The organism is Paraburkholderia sp. WC7.3g (assembly GCF_050436345.1).
In the GTDB taxonomy this organism is placed as follows: Bacteria; Pseudomonadota; Gammaproteobacteria; order Burkholderiales; family Burkholderiaceae; genus Paraburkholderia; species Paraburkholderia podalyriae.
Genome location: NZ_JBNDMA010000004.1, coordinates 1,236,930 through 1,253,179, shown reverse-complemented (window position 1 = coordinate 1,253,179; position 16,250 = coordinate 1,236,930). Strand labels below are relative to the sequence as shown.

Here is a 16,250-nt window from a genome sequence, read left to right as displayed (position 1 = left end):
TCCGTGCTGGAGTGGATGCTGCGACCGAGTAGTCGCTTTTCCGGTGATATGCATTCGAACCGATGTGGCGCCGCGAAGACGCTGCAGAAAGGAGTGACGGCGCGCCGGTCAGACGGCGTCAATCGGCGTCAGGCCGCTGCGGAAGTACAGTGAAGAGCGAAGGAGAAGTTCATGGCTAGCACCGGAAAGTCATTGCGTCAGATGGTCGACTACTGGCTCGCCCCCTGCGAGGGCGAACGCGTCAAGGTTGCGAAGTTCAGAAACAGGCGGTTAACCCGGGAGCGGTATGTATGCATTGAGGCATCGAGGCCAGCAGGGCCAGTAGCCATGTTTTTCTTCCGTCACGATGATGGCAACTGGTGCATATACCCGCCACGCCTGGAACAGCCCGCGATGAGCCTGACGCCATGGAGTGGGTCTTGCACAGACGCGGTCGCATGACCGACAATGGGTTTTTGAGACCAACTAGTCGGCAATAACCTATTTGAGTGTGCCGCAATTAAACCATGGCCAACAAAACGTTTCCTGGCGAGGGTCCGTTACAGACGCGACGAGCGCCATTCGATACAGTGACTCAAGCACGGGCGCGCATTGACTCGGGTGCCGAAAACGGAAAACGAGCATTGACCGAGCGGGGGCGCAATGCCGTAGTGCGCATCTTGAAATGCGCGACCGATATTTTCGTCGCGGAGGGTTATGGCGGACTAACTATGCGGAAGGTTGCATTGAACGCGGGCATAGCCCTCTCCAACTTGCAGCACTACTTTCCAACCCGGGAGGCTTTGTTTGCCGCACTCATGAGGCAGACGATAACAGAATACGCTGAAACGAACGACAGCATTAGCCAGGATACCTCGCTCACCGCCGAGGAACGATTGGAAAAGATTGTCCGACTGCTGATCGAGGACGACAAACAACCTCGCACGCAGAGCCTGTTCATCAACATGTGGGCGCTCGCCCAAACCCAGGATTTTGCCCGCGAGATTATGGACGAGGCTTACGCTGTACAACGACGGATGATTCGTACCTTCGTCGAAGCCGTAAACCCGGACTTGCTGCCATCGGAGCTTTCGTGCCGCGCAGCGCTAATAACCTGCCAAATTGAAGGCCTGCTCATCTTGATTCCCCAGAGGAACCGCTTTCCCTCTGATGTTAGAGGAATCGAGGACGAGGCGGTCCGAGCTATTCTGGCTCTCGCTCGGGCGGAGAGTTCGCGCAGCAATGTTCAAAAGGCCCGACCAATAAGGCCTTGACGCTTCGCGGCGGTTGCCAGCTAACCTCGTCACAAGGCTACTTTCGAGGGACGGAATAAACCGGAGTTCTTCGGCGACCTCTGTAACGACGACGGTGCCGTAAATGAGGCCGCGCTTCGACGGTCGCGTCGCGCTCGCTCACAAGCGCTGGAACCGCAACCGGCGCGGCCACGGCAGCACCTATGCGCAGCGAAGGCGCGCACGTCTACATGCTCGGCCGGCGCGAGGCGCCGCTCGAGGTGATGGCGACTGTGACTGGCGCCATCGCAGTAGTCGCCGATGCAGCCGACGCGGTGCAGGTCCGCTCGGCGCTCGGGCGGATCTTGCAGCGTCACAACCGGCTCGACGCCGCGATAGCCCAAAGCCGCCGGCCTAGGCGTCGCCGCGCTCGGAGACCAGGCGACGACTGCGGCGCAGCACGTGCCGCGTCAATCTCGCCCTCGCGTTCCTCATCATGCGTGAAGCGCCGCCGATGCTGATCGACAGCTGCGGCGCGATCGTCGTCGTGAGTTCGTTCGCGAGTCTCGCAGCCGTGCCCGACGCGGCAAGGGTATGTCAACGCAGACGCTTCGTCATGCGACAAGCCCCTTCTGTTTTGCTCGCAGAGTGATGACCAATCCGTAAGTAGATTTCATCTATCGGCTTTGCGCTGTCCGCTGTCCGGACTGTGCAAGAAGTCCAGCGTGTACCGCCCCCTGAGCTTGTTTTCCAAGGGGCCAGAAGTAGCCGTACCTTTCGGGCGCGACGGCAGGAAGTGGCGAGATGACACTCATTTTCCTTTCGAATCAGCTGCTTGATGGCACTTTGGCGAAAATCACACGAATTCCGGCCGACCCTCCGGTAGGACCCTGGTGGTCTGCGCCGCGCCCGGAAGCGCCTTCCGCTCGCGTTCTGTTCCCTTCGCGTCGCTAACTCGCCCCGTCTTTCCCTGCATGAACGCACTGCGCTGCATCACGGTCGCACTCGCGATCCATCCGGCGTGGTGTATGACTTCGCCAGCTTCTTCGCTCTCCACGGCCAGCATGGCATCGCCTTTCAAGGCGCGACCCGACCGTTCCGCGACTCCGTCGGCCCGTCTTCACCACCCGCATCAGGGTAAACACAGATTCGTCCCGATCAAAAGCTGCATAGAATGACAAACATTAGCAAGGAGCAATGTTACTTGCTATAGATTAATACGACTGACCCGCAGCACACGGAGACACGATGCAGATCGATTATCAAACGATGCGGTTCGACTACGAGCGAGCCGCCGACCACGACGCCGCGACGCCCGCTACCTATCCGGTCGTCGTGATCGGAGCGGGCCCTGTCGGGCTGAGCGCCGCGATCGATCTGGCGCAGCAGGGCGTGCGTACCGTGCTCGTCGATAACGACGACACACTGTCGAGCGGCTCGCGCGCCATCTGTTTCGCCAAGCGGACGCTGGAAATTTTCGACCGCCTCGGCTGCGGCGCGCAGATGGTGGACAAAGGCGTGAGCTGGAACGTCGGCAAGGTGTTCCTGCAGGACGAACTGATCTACACGTTCAATCTGCTGCCCGAAACGGGCCACGCCCGCCCCGCCTTCATCAACTTGCAGCAGTACTACGTCGAAGGCTATCTGGCCGGGCGCGCACGGCAGACGGCCAATCTGCAGATGCGCTGGAAAAGCAACGTCATCGGTCTGACGCAGCACGACGGCTATGTCGAATTGCAGGTCGAAACCCCCGACGGCGTCTACCCGATGCGCGCGCAATACGTGATTGCCGCCGATGGCTCGCGCAGCGCGGTGCGCAAGGCGCTCGGTCTCGATAGTCGTGGCCGTACGTTCAAGGACCGCTTCCTGATCGCCGACGTGAAGATGAAGGCGCCGTTTCCGACCGAGCGCTGGTTCTGGTTCGATCCGCCGTTTCACCGCAATCAGTCGGTGTTGCTGCATCGTCAGCCCGACAACGTCTGGCGCATCGATTTCCAGCTCGGCTGGGACGCCGACCCGGTTGCGGAAAAGCAGCCGGAGAAAGTGATTCCGCGCGTGAAGGCATTGCTGGGCGAAGACACGGAGTTCGAACTCGAATGGGTCAGCGTCTACACGTTTTCGTGTTTACGGATGGACAGTTTCCGGCATGGCCGCGTGCTGTTCGCGGGCGATTCGGCGCATGGTGTGTCGCCGTTCGGCGCGCGCGGCGCGAATAGCGGCGTGCAGGACGCCGACAACCTTGCGTGGAAGTTGCGGCTGGTGGTCAACGGCGACGCGCCGCCTTCATTGCTCGACACCTATGCATCGGAGCGCGAATACGCGGCCGATGAAAACATCCTGAACTCGTCACGCGCAACGGACTTCATCACGCCAAAAAGCGCGATCTCGCGGATGTTCCGCGATGCGACGCTCAAGCTCTCGAAAGACTGCCCGTTCGCGCGACGCATCGTCAATAGCGGGCGACTGTCGATTCCCGCCGTGTTGCGCGACTCGACGCTGAACACGCCCGACGCCGCCGACGCCGCGTTCTCCTGCACGATGGTGCCCGGCGCGGTCTGCACGGACGCGCCCGTGAAGGTGCAAGGCGACGACGCGTGGTTCCTCAACCAGACGGGCCACGGCGGCTTTACGGGCGTGCATTTCTGCGGCCATGGAGACGATCTTTCGGCGTGTGCCGAACAGCTTGCCGCGCTCGCCCGGCTCGCGGTTCCGGTGCGCACGGTGATCGTCGTGCCGCGCGGCGCTGCGGCGACGGCCTTGCCGGGTATGCCTGGCATCACCGTGGTCGAAGACGTCGAGGGCATCGTCACGCATCGCTTCGATGCGCGTCCCGGCACCTTCTATCTGCTGCGACCCGATCAGCATGTCTGCGCACGCTGGCGCGCGTTCGACATCGGATCGGTCGCGAAAGCCGTCAATCGCGCTACGTGCAACGGATGACCATCATGACCACGCTGAATATCGAAACCAATATCGCCGACCCTGACGCGTTCTACGAAAAACTGATCGACGCGCACAACGGTCTGACCGACGAACAAAGTCATTTCATGAACGCGAAGCTGGTGCTGCTGCTCGCCAACCATATCGGCGATGCCAGCGTGCTGGCCACGGCGCTCGCCATCGCCCGCGCAGACGCCGCGCCCGATAACGACGCCGTGCCGCAACAGCCGAACTGATCCAACATTTCCCGTTCCACGGAGAAGCAGATGCCGGAAAACACACATGGACTGACACGGGTGCCGGACAACCGATACCAGTCCGGATTTGGCAACGAGTTCGCCACCGAAGCCTTGCCGGGCGTGCTGCCCGTGGGCCGGAACTCGCCTCAGCAGGTCGAAAGAGGGCTGTATGCCGAGCAGTTGTCGGGCACCGCGTTCACCGCGCCGCGTGCACACAACCGCCGTTCGTGGCTCTACCGGATTCGTCCGGCCGCCGTTCACAAGCCGTTCATGCGGCTGTCGAACGACCGGCTGGTTGGCGACTTTTCGACGGTGCCGACGACGCCGCCCAACCAGTTGCGTTGGGACCCGCTGCCGATGCCCGATGGTCCGGTGGACTTCGTCGATTCGCTGGTGACGATGGCGGGCAATGGATCGGTGGCGTCGATGAGCGGCTGCGCGATTCATCTGTACGCAGCCACCGCATCGATGCATGAGCGCTTCTTCTATTCCGCCGACGGCGAATTCCTGATCGTGCCGCAGCAAGGCCGCCTGACGATTGCGACCGAACTCGGCGTACTCGATGTCGAGCCGTTCGAGATTGCGGTGATTCCGCGCGGCGTACGTTTTTCGGTTGCGCTGCCGGATGGCGAGGCGCGCGGCTACGTATGCGAAAACTTCGGCGCGTTGCTCGCGCTGCCGGACCTGGGACCGATAGGCTCCAACGGCCTCGCGAATCCGCGCGACTTCCTGACGCCTCATGCGGCTTTCGAAGATCGCGAAGGCCGGTTCGAACTGGTCGCCAAATTCGACGGTCATCTGTGGCGCGCGGATATCGGGCATTCGCCGCTCGATGTGGTGGCGTGGCATGGCAACTATGCGCCGTACAAATACGATTTGCGGCACTTCAATACGATCGGCTCGATCAGCTACGACCATCCCGATCCGTCCATCTTCCTCGTGCTGCAATCGCCGAGCGATACGGAAGGCGTGCACTCGCTCGAGTTCGTGATTTTCCCGCCGCGCTGGCTGGTCGCGGAAAATACGTTCCGCCCACCCTGGTTCCATCGCAATGTCGCAAGCGAGTTCATGGGACTCGTGCACGGCGCGTACGACGCAAAGGAAGAAGGCTTCGTGCCGGGCGGTGCGAGTCTGCATAACTGCATGTCCGGGCATGGGCCGGATGCGGAGACGTTCCGCAAAGCATCGGCATCGGACACGACCCAACCGCATAAGGTGGACAACACGCTCGCATTCATGTTCGAGACGCCGCGCGTGATTCGCCCGACTGCGTTCGCACTGGAAACCTCGCAATTGCAGGCCGAGTATTTCGAATGCTGGCAAGGTCTGCGGAAAAACTTCAAGCTGGAGACGCAAGCATGACGAACCCCACTTCGATGACGTGGCAAGCGGCAAACGATCCGCGCCGTAAAAGCTGGGTCGAATCTGCAAACGATCCAGCCAGCGACTTTCCGATCCAGAACCTGCCGTTCGGCGTGTTCAGTGACAGCAACAATGCGACGCCGCGTGTCGGTGTCGCGATTGGCGATCGCATCGTCGATCTCGCCGCGCTTGCGGATAACGGGCTGCTGACACCGGGCCGCGACGTGTTCGCGTGTGCGTCGCTGAACCGCTTTATCGCGCCCGGACAGGCGCAGTGGCGCGCAGTGCGCGCGCAGCTGTCGTCGCTGCTCGATGCGAACACGGCCTCGTTGCGCGACGACGCTTCGCTGCGCGAGAAGGCGCTGGTCGCGCAAGCCGATGCCCGGATGCATCTGCCCGTCGAGATTCCGGGCTATACGGATTTCTATTCGTCGAAGGAACATGCGACCAACGTCGGCTCGATGTTCCGCGATCCGAAGAACGCCCTTCTGCCTAACTGGCTCGAAATCCCGATTGGTTATAACGGCCGCGCGTCGTCGGTGGTCGTCAGCGAAACGCCCGTCAGGCGACCCAACGGCCAGATCAAGACGCCCGATAGCGATCGCCCGATTTACAGCGCGTGCCGCAAGCTCGATATCGAACTGGAGACGGGTTTTATCGTCGGCACGAATACGACGCTCGGCGAGCCGGTTGCGTGCGAACAGGCTGAGGCGCATATCTTCGGCATGGTGCTGCTCAACGACTGGAGCGCCCGCGACATCCAGCAGTGGGAATACGTGCCGCTCGGACCGTTCATTCGAAAGGCTTTGCCACCACGATTTCGCCGTGGATCGTGACGCTCGACGCGCTCGACCCATTCCGCTGCGCACAGCCGGAACAGTCGCCGCAGCCGCTACCGTATCTACGTCACGCGGGAAGACACGGCTTCGATATTCAACTTGAAGTCGATCTGCACGGCGCGGGCGAACGCGAGACGTCTACGATTTGCCGCACCAACTTCAAATACATGTACTGGACGATGGCGCAGCAACTCGCGCATCACACCGCTTCCGGCTGCAACCTTCGGGTCGGCGACCTGATGGGCTCGGGAACGATCAGCGGCGCGACGCCGGATTCGTGCGGCTCGCTGCTGGAATCGACGTGGAACGGCCAGCGCCCGCTCGCGCTGCCTTCCGGCAACACGCGCGCGTTCCTCCAGGACGGCGACGAAGTGGCGATACGCGGATGGTGCCAGGGCGACGGCTATCGCGTCGGCTTCGGCACATGTTCTGGGAAGATCCTGCCCGCGCCGGAGCTTGCGTGAGCGATCCCACGCTGCATGGCTATTTCCGCAGCTCGGCGTCGTATCGGGTGCGGATCGCGCTGGCGTTGAAAGCGATTCCGTTCGATCAGTCGCCGGTCCATCTGGTGCGCGACGGCGGCGAGCATCTGAAGCCCGCATATCGTGCGATCAATCCCGAGGGGCTCGTACCGTCGCTGACGCATAGCGTTGGCGATCAGACGCATGTGCTCACGCAATCGCTTGCGATCATCGACTATCTGGACGAGGTATATCCGGAGCCGCCGCTGTTGCCTCGCCTGGCGCTGGATCGCGCGTATGTGCGCTCCGTGGCGTTGCAGGTGGCGTGCGACATTCATCCGGTGAATAACCTGCGCGTGCTGAAGTATCTGAGCGGCACGCTCGGTATCACGGACGAGCAGAAGAGCGCGTGGTATCGGCACTGGATCGATCTTGGCTTCGCTTCGCTGGAGAAGCGGCTGTCGGTCGATCCGCGCGTCGGCACGCTCGTGTTCGGCGATACGCCGACGCTCGCCGACCTCTGCATCGTGCCGCAGGTCTGGAACGCGCGGCGCTTCGACGTGCCGCTCGACGCCTATCCGACGATAGTCAGGATCGCCGGTCACGCGATGAGCCTTCCCGCTTTCGCAGCCGCCGAGCCGTCCATGCAACCCGATGCGGAGCCGCCGCCCCGCTCCGCTTAACCCCGCGCCGCGCGTCGGCATCAGCCGCACAGCCGGTCGCGGAGTCAATTGCAGGGTCGATCGCAGAGTCGCAAAGTCAGCCGCCGATCCAGCCAAAGCGCCACGACAGCCGGCGCGTCGCCGCGAGCAGTTTTTGCGCGGTCGCGCCGTCGAAACTGTGGTCGAAGCTGCCCGATGGTCCGATCAACGCGACCACGAGGGCAATGCTGCCGGTGTGATCGAATACGGGCGCGGCCAGCGTACCGATACCCGGCACCGGCGCATCGAGCGCATTGTCGATGCCGTCTGCCATGACCTTCGTGCGTCGCGCCTGATAAGTGTGCGTCAACGACGGCGCGGCTTTTTTCGCAGATACCACCACGTCGGCCGGATTCGCGCCCGCCAGCCGGATCGATTCCTGCGCCAGCAGGCCGATCAGCACGTCGTCGGAGAGGTACGCGGCAAACACCCGCCCGATCGCCGTATTCACGAGCGACATCACCGTTCCAACCCGCAAGCTGACGTGCTGCGGTCGCGCGGATTCTTCGAAGCGGATTACGGTCGGCCCGAGCGGTCCGAGAATCGCGACCGCGACGCTCATCCCCGACTCGGCGGCCAAGGTGACGATCTCGGGTTCGGCGTCGCGTATCGGCGACATCCGCTGCAATGCGATCAGACCTAGCTCCATGCTGAGCGGCCCCGCATTGAAATAGCCCGCGTCGTCGCGACTGAGCAGACCCACCTTGAGCAAACTCACCAGGTGTGGGAACGCCTTGGCGGCGGGCATATCGGCGGCGGCGGCCAGATCGCGCAGCGACAGCGGGCGACCCGCGGAAACCAGCGCGAGCAACAGTTCGCCCGTGCTGTCGAGCGCGCTGATGCCGCGTTGCGCTTTCGGATCGCTGGTTTGGGTTACGTTAAAACCGGACGTGTCCGGAGTGTCGGTGTGCATGGTTTCAATTCGAGGTGACGAGCGCTTCGGTGACTTGCCGGGTGGTTTCGATTAACTGGCGAGCCACGTCGCCGTTCCAGCCGACGTCGATCGATCCCGAAGAACCGATTGCCGTCAACGCAAGCTGCATTCGCTGCTGCGCGTCGAACACGGGCACACTCAGGCTGCTGACGCCCGGACTCGGCGCGTCGACGCCGCGCTCGATCCCGCGCGCGCGGATGGCGTCGAAGCGTTTGAACCATTGCGCATCAACCACCGGCGTCCTGGCCGCGCTGTTACCCGGCGACGATGCATCGGGCGCGAGCGCCTGACTGCGCGCCATCTGGCGGACCTGCTCGTGCGCGTAAAACGCACAGAAGATGCGGCCCGTGGACGTGGCTTCGAGCGACATCACCGTGCCGATATGCAGATTCACATGCAGCGGAAAACCGCCGCGCTCGTATCGCACGATGGTCGGCCCTTGCGCGCCCGCCACACAGATCGCCACGCTGAAGCCGACTTGCTGGGCAAGCGCTGCCGCGTACGGCGCGGCGATCCGGTACACCGGTTGCTGTTCGATATGCATGAGCCCGAGGCGCAACGACAACGGGCCTGGCTCGTAATTGCCCGTCAGCGCGTCGCGCTTGACGAGGCCAAGACGCGTCAGGCTCACCAGATACGTGTGAGCCTGCGCGGAAGACAGTTGTGCCTCGCCCGCCAGTTCGGTCAGCCCGAGCGGGACGCGATGCCGTGCCAGCGCTTGGAGCAGACGCCCGCCTACCTCGACGCTTTGAATGCCCCGTTGCTTCCTCTCGACCGACGCGTCAGCCGTCGTGTGACCCGGACTTTCGCCCGATGCGGATTTGACCAATTCGGTGCCTCGCGATGGAAGGGATAGATGGTATCCGATTGAGCCCCAACCCCCAATCTACGGAGTTTACCCTAGTTTAGTTAAAGGCAAGGTGCTTTGCTATTGACAAACTTTCGCATGACGACGACCATAGCTCATCCCCAACGAGTCGCATAACGGAGACAGACATGGCAAAGGCTTTTGCATCCCAGGCCGACCTGGAAGAAAAGAAAATCACATGGACCCAACTGTCCGAGAACGCATATGCGTACACGGCGGAAGGCGACCCGAATTCAGGCGTCATCATTGGCGACGATGGCGTGCTGATCGTCGATACGACTGCCACGCCCGCGATGGCGCAAGACCTGATCGCGAAGATCCGCAGCGTCACCGACAAGCCGATCAAATATGTCGTGCTGTCGCACTATCACGCGGTGCGCGTGCTCGGCGCGTCGGCGTATTTCGATGAAGGCGCGCAGCAGGTGATCGCGAGCCGCGGCACCTATGAAATGATCGTCGAGCGCGGCGAAGCCGATATGAAATCCGAAATCGAGCGCTTTCCGCGTCTGTTTGCTGGCGTCGAAACCGTTCCCGGTCTGACCTGGCCGACTCTCGTGTTCGAAAAGGAAATGACGCTTTTCCTCGGCAAGCTCGAAGTGCGCATCGCGCATCTCGGCTCGGGCCACACCAAGGGCGATACGGTCGTCTGGTTGCCATCGCAGAAAGTGCTGTTCTCCGGCGATCTGGTCGAATACGACGCGGCCTGCTATTGCGGCGACGCGCAACTCGAACAATGGCCCGCGACGCTCGAGGCATTGCGCGCGCTGAATGCAGACAAGCTCGTGCCGGGACGCGGCCCCGCGCTGCTCAATCCGGCTGACGTGAACAAGGGCCTCGACTACACGAAAGACTTCGTCACCACGCTGTTGCAGGCAGGCCATGACGCATTCAAGGACAAGCTCGACCTGAAGGGCGCGATGGCGCTCACGCGCAGGGCGATGGACCCGAAGTTCGGCCAGGTGTTCATCTACGAACACTGCCTGCCGTTCGACGTTTCGCGCGCGTATGACGAAGCGAGCGGCATCACGCATCCGCGTATCTGGACCGCGCAGCGCGACAAGGAAATGTGGGCCGCGCTGCAGGACTGATCGCGAAACAGGGCGCGGCACGCGCTGCGCACTGATCGCACGAAGCACACCTGGAAAGGCCGTCCGGCCTTTCACCGTTCAGAACATGAAGGCGCACAGACGCCTCGGGCTTGCTCGTCTCCAGTCAGACGCGCAACGCATATGGAGCGAGACATGCAACATTCCCTCGATGGCGACGCCATTCGGCAAGTCGCCCCTGTCACGGCCGATCACCTGATGTTTCAGAAGGTCGCGTGGCGCATCATTCCGTTTCTGTTTCTCTGTTATGTCGTGTCTTTTCTGGACCGCATCAATATCGGTTTTGCGCAATTGCAGATGAAGCACGATCTCAGCTTCAGCGATGCCATGTATGGGCTTGGCGCAGCCGTGTTCTACGTCGGCTATGTGCTATGCGAAGTGCCGAGCAACATCCTGCTCGCCCGATACGGCGCACGTAAGACCTTCATGCGCATCATGCTGCTGTGGGGCATCGCGTCGATGTGCATGATGTTCGTATCGAAGCCCGCGCACTTCTATATCCTGCGATTCATGCTCGGCGTGTTCGAGGCCGGCTTCTTCCCCGGCATCGTGCTGTATCTGACCTACTGGTTTCCGCGCGAATCGTCGCGCGGCGGTGATGTCCGTGTTCTTTGCGGGCGTCGCGGTAGCGGGCGTGCTGGGCGGTCTGTTTTCCGGCTGGATCATGCGCGACATGAACGGCGTGATGGGACTGTTCGGCTGGCAATGGATGTTCGCAATCGAAGGCGCACCCGCCGTGATCCTCGCGTTTCTCACGTGGCGTTACCTGGTGGACAAGCCGCACCACGCGAACTGGCTCACCCACGAAGAAAAGGACCGGCTCGTTGCACTCTGCGCGCAAGGCCAGGCGGAGGACAGCAAGCACGACGGTCGCAGTTTCGCGGCGGCGCTGCTCAATCCGCGCGTCTATCTGTTCGCGTTCGTTTACTTCTCGCTGACCTGTGCGTCGCTCACGTTGAACTTCTGGATGCCGCTGATGATCCGCGATTTCGGCATCAAGGATGTCGTGTCGGTGAGTCTCTATACCGTCGTGCCGAATGCGATCGGCGCGATCGGTCTGATGTTGATTGCGCGTCGTTCCGATCGCACGGGCGAGCGGCGCAAGCACTTTGCGTTTTGCACGATCGGCGGCGGGCTGGCGCTGGCGGCACTGACGCTGCATCTGAACAGCTTTCCCACGATGCTGGCGATTCTGTCGCTTGCCGCCGTATTGATCTTCGCCGCACTGCCGATCTTCTGGTCCGTGCCGACGAGCCATCTTTCCGGCAAGGCTGCGGCATCCGGCATTGCGTTTATCAGCAGCATCGGGATCACGAGCGGCATCGTCAGCCCGTGGGTGATCGGCCAGATTCGCACGAGTACGGGCAGCATGGATCTCGCGGTCTACCTTCTCGCAGGTTTGCTGGTGCTGAGCGGGCTGGCGTTGATGGTCGGCATCAAGGCCGATGCGGTGAAGGCTTAAGTCATCTGGCCGCGCTCAGGCGTCCCCAGCAATGACGCCACGCACGACTTTCGCCTTTGTCGATATCTGTTTCGCAAGCTTGTCGGTTTCATCGGCAAGCTCGGCTATCTCGACGTCGCGGACCCGAAGCAGCTGCAGCGTATCCGGAAGAAACTCTCGATGGTGTTCCAGCATTTCAATCTCTGGGCGCATGTGAACGTTCTCGAGAACATTGTTGAAGCGCCGGTACATGTGCTCGGGCTGCCACGTCGCGAGGCGGAAGAGCGCGCGCGTGAATACCTGGAGAAAGTCGGACTCGCGCCGCGCGTGGAGAAGCAGTATCCGTCGCATCTCTCGGGAGGGCAGCAGCAACGTGTCGCGATTGCGCGCGCATTGGCGATGAACCCTGACGTCATGCTGTTCGATGAACCAACATCTGCACTCGACCCGGAGCTGGTAGGTGAAGTTCTCAAGGTAATGCAAAAGCTCGCAGACGAAGGACGCACAATGATTGTGGTTACGCATGAAATGGGGTTTGCCCGCAATGTATCGAATCATGTGGTGTTTCTTCATCAAGGACGCACCGAGGAAGAGGGGCTTCCTGAGGAAGTATTGACTAAGCCGTGCAGCGAACGACTCGGGCAGTTTCTCTCTGGGAGCCTGAAGTAGCCCGCGACCGTGAGAAAACTGCCGGCGACGTCTGATTTTTCATCAGTAATGCTGATAGATCAGATACGGATCATACGCGGTTAATTCGGTCCGTCGATAAAGAAGTTTTCACGTAGTTATATTCGGCGCGATCAAATTTGAAGTGCAACACCTTGCTCGTGTAAGGTGTGCCAATGCAAAAAAGAAGTTACCAACAACTGCAGCCTGAAGAACGCATGACGATTGCAAGCATGAAGCAGCAGGGTTCGAGCGTTCAGGTCATCGCCCGAACACTCGGGCGCGCGGCGTCAACCGTGAGCCGCGAGCTGACCAGGAACACGTGTTCTGCCGTGGGCTATGCGTCTGCACCAGCGCAGGCGCTCAGCACGAGCCGACGCGAGGCTGCGCGCCCGTGTCCCAAGCTGCACCCTCAAAGCGTGTCGTGGCGCGTGGTACTCACCCTGCTGGAATGGAAGTGGTCGCCCCAGCAGATCTCAGGTACCCTCAAGCGCATGTGGCCCAACGATCCGACCCAGCATGTCTCGCACGAGACCATCTACACCGCCATCTATGCCCAGCCACGCGGCGAGCTGCGCCGCCAGCTTATCGCCTGTCTGCGCCACGGCCACAGCACGCGTATGTCACGCAAGCGGGGCACTGACCGGCGCGGCCAGATCCCCGACATGGTGAGCATCCATGTGCGCCCGCCTGAGGTCGATGACCGGGTGATGCCAGGCCATTGGGAAGGCGACTTTATCAAGGGTGCCGGCAACCAGTCTTCCGTCGGCGTGCTGGTTGAGCGCACCAGTCGCCTGGTGCTGCTGGCGAAGATGGACGACGCCACCGCCGCCTCGGCCCTGGCCGGCTTCACTGCGAAGCTGAATTCGATCGCTGCGCCCCTGCGCCAGAGCTTCACTTACGACCAGGGCAAGGAAATGACCCGCCATCAGGAGCTCAGCGCCGCCACCGGCGTGCGCGTGTACTTCTGCGATCCGCACAGCCCCTGGCAACGCGGCACCTGTGAGAACACCAACGGGCTGCTGCGTCAGTACTTGCCAAAAGGCACCGACCTCTCGATCTACAGCCAGGACGAACTCGATGCCATCGCCGACAGCCTCAACAGCCGACCGCGTGCTACGCATGCATTTCATTCGCCATTCGAGGTGTTCGAACGTATGCTCGCAACCGCTTCCATAACTTCAGCTTCCGTTCATTAACCCGCTGTTGCGCTTCACCTTTGAAACCGCCTTCTAATATTCGGAGACTTTAATGAAAAAAGCACACTTGCTGTACTTTTTATTTCCACTATCGCAACGCCGGTATTCGCTCAATCTACTGCGACGCTTTACGGTCTGATTGATGAAGACTTCGATTACACCAACAATGTCGCAGGTTCGAAGGTGTATGAACTCCGGAGCGGCTACGCTCAAGGTAGCCGCTGGGGTCTTAAAGGAACAGAGGATCTTGGCAGCGGGCTGAGCGCGATTTTCAAACTGGAGAACGGCTTCAATGTCAACAATGGTCGCCTCGAGCAAGGCGGGCTGATGTTCGGCCGTTAGGCATACGTCGGAACTTCCTCAAGGTTAATACGTTCACATTCAGTTCCGCGGCAACCGTCCCTGCGACCTTCGCCAGCGCCTGCTCCCTGAATTCGACAGAATACGTCTGTTTGGCCTTCAACCTGCACGTCTGAGTTCTTCAAGCTAAGAATTCAGAGCCGACATCTGTGTGACGCCGGGGTGTCCAAGGTGTACGCTGATGCTTGACTTCTGCTGCGCGCCTTGCTGACCATGGCGATGCCGTGTTGTAATTTGATTTTCCAGTGCACCCTGCGAGTTGAGACGGGCGCATGTTGGCGTCCCCTCCTTAACCCAATGACAAACAGCAGTCTGACCATGACTGCAGCGGGCGGCAGATGAACCCCCCTCCTATGGTTCCGGCGCCGATGGGTAACAGCCTCCAGGTCTTGTGCTCAGGATTACCCACACCCATTAGCGGGCCGGTGTCAAGCGAGCAGCAAACTACCTGGCCGCGATAGCGGCCAGTCTCAACCTTCCAGTTCCCGATCGCAGCAGCCGGGCGCATCCGTTTCTTCAACTGGTGGCTGCGACGGATCGCGCCACACACCCATGTGGATCAGGCGAGCGGCGATGCAACCTGCCGTCGCCCTGGCGGCTTCATTCCGCCCCAGAAGAACGTTGGTACCGCAGTGCGTCCATGTGGTTGCACAAGTGCAGGGGCTGCCCCGGGGGCGCCAATCGGTAGCTGGTTCGCACTGCAGGCGGTCCGCTTTTAAAGTGCTCATCGGGGACGGCGGCACGACATCCCATTCAAATTGGATGGGCTTTGAGGCCAGTGGGTAATTGGGGCTTGCCGGTCGCCGTCATCAACCTTTATGTAAAGCAGCGTGTGACATCAAACGGTTTGTGCTCCTTCAGAATATGGAAGCATGCACGGGCCAGTTTGTGGGCCAGCGCCTTGCGCGCCACGATGGAGTTGGTTCGGGCCTTCTTGCGTTCGTAAAATCGCCGGGCTTCAGGACAGTAGCGCTGGGCGAAGTTCGCTGCCTCGACGAACGCCCAGCACAGGTACGGATTGCCGTTCCTGACATTGCCTTCGCCTTTCTTCTTTCCGTTGCTCATGCGTTGGCTATCCACGCAGCGCGCGTAGGAGGCGAAGTTGCCGGCGCTGGCGAAGCGCTCAATCGGGCCGACCTCCAGCAGGATGACGGTTGCAAGAATCCGTCCGATGCCAGGCACGGTTGCCAGCAGTGCGCGGGCGGGGTTCGGTGTGACTTTTTCCTGAAGACGTTTTTCGAGGACATCGATCTGCGTGCAGAGCGTTGCGATGACCGCAACGTTTGCACGAACCGCGAGTGCGACGTCCTCGGGCAGTCCCATCAGGTTGATTGCTTCGTCGTCTAGCCGACGGACCTGGTTGCTCGTGATGCGTTTGCCGAGCTGACGCGCAGTAACGTTTTCTACCGCGAGGATGTGGCTGGTGCGGTTGCGCACCAGTTGCATACGCCTGCGGGCCAGGTCCCGCACGTTACGCGCTTCGGGGGGCAGAATTGTGCCCGTGGGCACGATGCCCAGTCGCAACAGGTGGGCCAGGTAACGCGCGTCCGTCTCGTCACCGCTATGCTTGAGCCCCTCGTATTGCTTGATCGCCGTCGTGTGCGCAAGATGAACCGTGAAGCCCTCTGCCTGAAGACCGTCGACGAGCCAGTACCAGTTGTACGTCGATTCGATTACGACGCCGGCGAGGTCCGGCTGGCAGGACGCGAGAAACGCGAGAATTCCTGACAGTTCGTTGGGTAGCCGCTTCTCGGCGACTACCCGGTCCGTCTCGTCTGTCACGCTTATCACGCTATTTGTCGAATGCAGGTCAATGCCGCAATATTTCATTTCGGGCCTCCCGTTCGGGTAGGGTGATTGGGCACACTCACTTTAACCCCGCTGCCCTTCAGGGCAGCGGCCGGAGGCCCGCTAGATGATTTT

Annotated in this window: 11 protein-coding genes and 5 pseudogenes; 11 read left to right on the top strand and 5 right to left on the bottom strand. The window is 61.2% G+C overall.

What is annotated here, in order from left to right:
• Positions 1–506 precede the first annotated feature (506 nt).
• Positions 507–1,253 (top strand): TetR/AcrR family transcriptional regulator, encoded by a 747-nt coding sequence (locus OKW43_RS39295; protein WP_429454061.1) that lies wholly within the window; start codon positions 507–509, stop codon positions 1,251–1,253.
• A gap of 814 nt (positions 1,254–2,067) precedes the next feature.
• Here the strand turns inward: OKW43_RS39295 and OKW43_RS39290 are convergent.
• Positions 2,068–2,277, bottom strand: a complete 210-nt coding sequence (locus tag OKW43_RS39290; protein WP_429454059.1) for a hypothetical protein — start codon at positions 2,275–2,277, stop codon at positions 2,068–2,070.
• Between the two features lie 182 nt (positions 2,278–2,459).
• On the opposite strand from OKW43_RS39290, the gene OKW43_RS39285 reads away from it, so the two are divergent.
• The 5 genes and pseudogenes from OKW43_RS39285 (at position 2,460) to maiA (ending at position 7,735) form a co-directional block, all read left to right on the top strand.
• A complete protein-coding gene (locus tag OKW43_RS39285; protein WP_429454057.1) occupies positions 2,460–4,151 on the top strand; it encodes an FAD-dependent oxidoreductase in 1,692 nt (563 codons plus the stop codon).
• A 5-nt stretch (positions 4,152–4,156) separates the two neighbouring features.
• The gene (locus tag OKW43_RS39280) at positions 4,157–4,387 is read left to right on the top strand and encodes a DUF2783 domain-containing protein (RefSeq protein ID WP_187638462.1); all 231 of its coding nucleotides are present in this window, start codon (positions 4,157–4,159) and stop codon (positions 4,385–4,387) included.
• A 30-nt stretch (positions 4,388–4,417) separates the two neighbouring features.
• Entirely contained in the window at positions 4,418–5,752 is a 1,335-nt protein-coding gene (gene hmgA, locus OKW43_RS39275; RefSeq protein ID WP_429454054.1) for a homogentisate 1,2-dioxygenase, read from the top strand.
• Positions 5,749–7,055 (top strand): annotated as a pseudogene (gene fahA, locus OKW43_RS39270) (fumarylacetoacetase). The gene hmgA and the pseudogene fahA overlap by 4 nt, the downstream one beginning before the upstream one ends.
• Entirely contained in the window at positions 7,052–7,735 is a 684-nt protein-coding gene (gene maiA, locus OKW43_RS39265; RefSeq protein WP_429452100.1) for a maleylacetoacetate isomerase, read from the top strand. Before fahA ends, maiA begins: the two are co-directional and overlap by 4 nt.
• Positions 7,736–7,811: 76 nt before the next feature.
• Here the strand turns inward: maiA and OKW43_RS39260 are convergent, their stop codons facing one another.
• Together OKW43_RS39260 and OKW43_RS39255 are read right to left on the bottom strand one after the other, a co-directional pair.
• Positions 7,812–8,666, bottom strand: a complete 855-nt coding sequence (locus OKW43_RS39260; RefSeq protein WP_429454052.1) for an IclR family transcriptional regulator — start codon at positions 8,664–8,666, stop codon at positions 7,812–7,814.
• Between the two features lie 51 nt (positions 8,667–8,717).
• Positions 8,718–9,441: pseudogene (locus tag OKW43_RS39255) on the bottom strand (IclR family transcriptional regulator); the annotation flags it as partial.
• 242 nt (positions 9,442–9,683) lie between these two features.
• On the opposite strand from OKW43_RS39255, the gene OKW43_RS39250 reads away from it, so the two are divergent.
• Positions 9,684–10,643, top strand: a complete 960-nt coding sequence (locus OKW43_RS39250; RefSeq protein ID WP_187639616.1) for an MBL fold metallo-hydrolase — start codon at positions 9,684–9,686, stop codon at positions 10,641–10,643.
• 153 nt (positions 10,644–10,796) lie between these two features.
• Positions 10,797–12,123 (top strand): annotated as a pseudogene (locus OKW43_RS39245) (MFS transporter).
• A 15-nt stretch (positions 12,124–12,138) separates the two neighbouring features.
• Here the strand turns inward: OKW43_RS39245 and OKW43_RS39240 are convergent.
• Positions 12,139–12,297: a hypothetical protein gene (locus OKW43_RS39240; RefSeq protein WP_429452109.1), complete on the bottom strand. Its 159-nt coding sequence runs from the start codon at positions 12,295–12,297 to the stop codon at positions 12,139–12,141.
• On the opposite strand from OKW43_RS39240, the pseudogene OKW43_RS39235 reads away from it, so the two are divergent.
• From OKW43_RS39235 to OKW43_RS39225, 3 genes and pseudogenes are all read left to right on the top strand, one after another.
• A pseudogene (locus tag OKW43_RS39235) lies at positions 12,220–12,771 on the top strand (ATP-binding cassette domain-containing protein); the annotation flags it as partial. The gene OKW43_RS39240 and the pseudogene OKW43_RS39235 overlap by 78 nt on opposite strands.
• A gap of 173 nt (positions 12,772–12,944) precedes the next feature.
• Complete coding sequence (locus tag OKW43_RS39230) at positions 12,945–13,967, top strand: IS30 family transposase (protein WP_429445436.1); 1,023 nt, start codon at positions 12,945–12,947, stop codon at positions 13,965–13,967.
• An 81-nt stretch (positions 13,968–14,048) separates the two neighbouring features.
• Positions 14,049–14,306, top strand: a pseudogene (locus OKW43_RS39225) (porin); the annotation flags it as partial.
• A gap of 837 nt (positions 14,307–15,143) precedes the next feature.
• On the opposite strand, the gene OKW43_RS39220 reads toward OKW43_RS39225, so the two are convergent.
• Positions 15,144–16,157, bottom strand: a complete 1,014-nt coding sequence (locus tag OKW43_RS39220; protein WP_429454050.1) for an IS110 family transposase — start codon at positions 16,155–16,157, stop codon at positions 15,144–15,146.
• Positions 16,158–16,250: the final 93 nt, after the last annotated feature.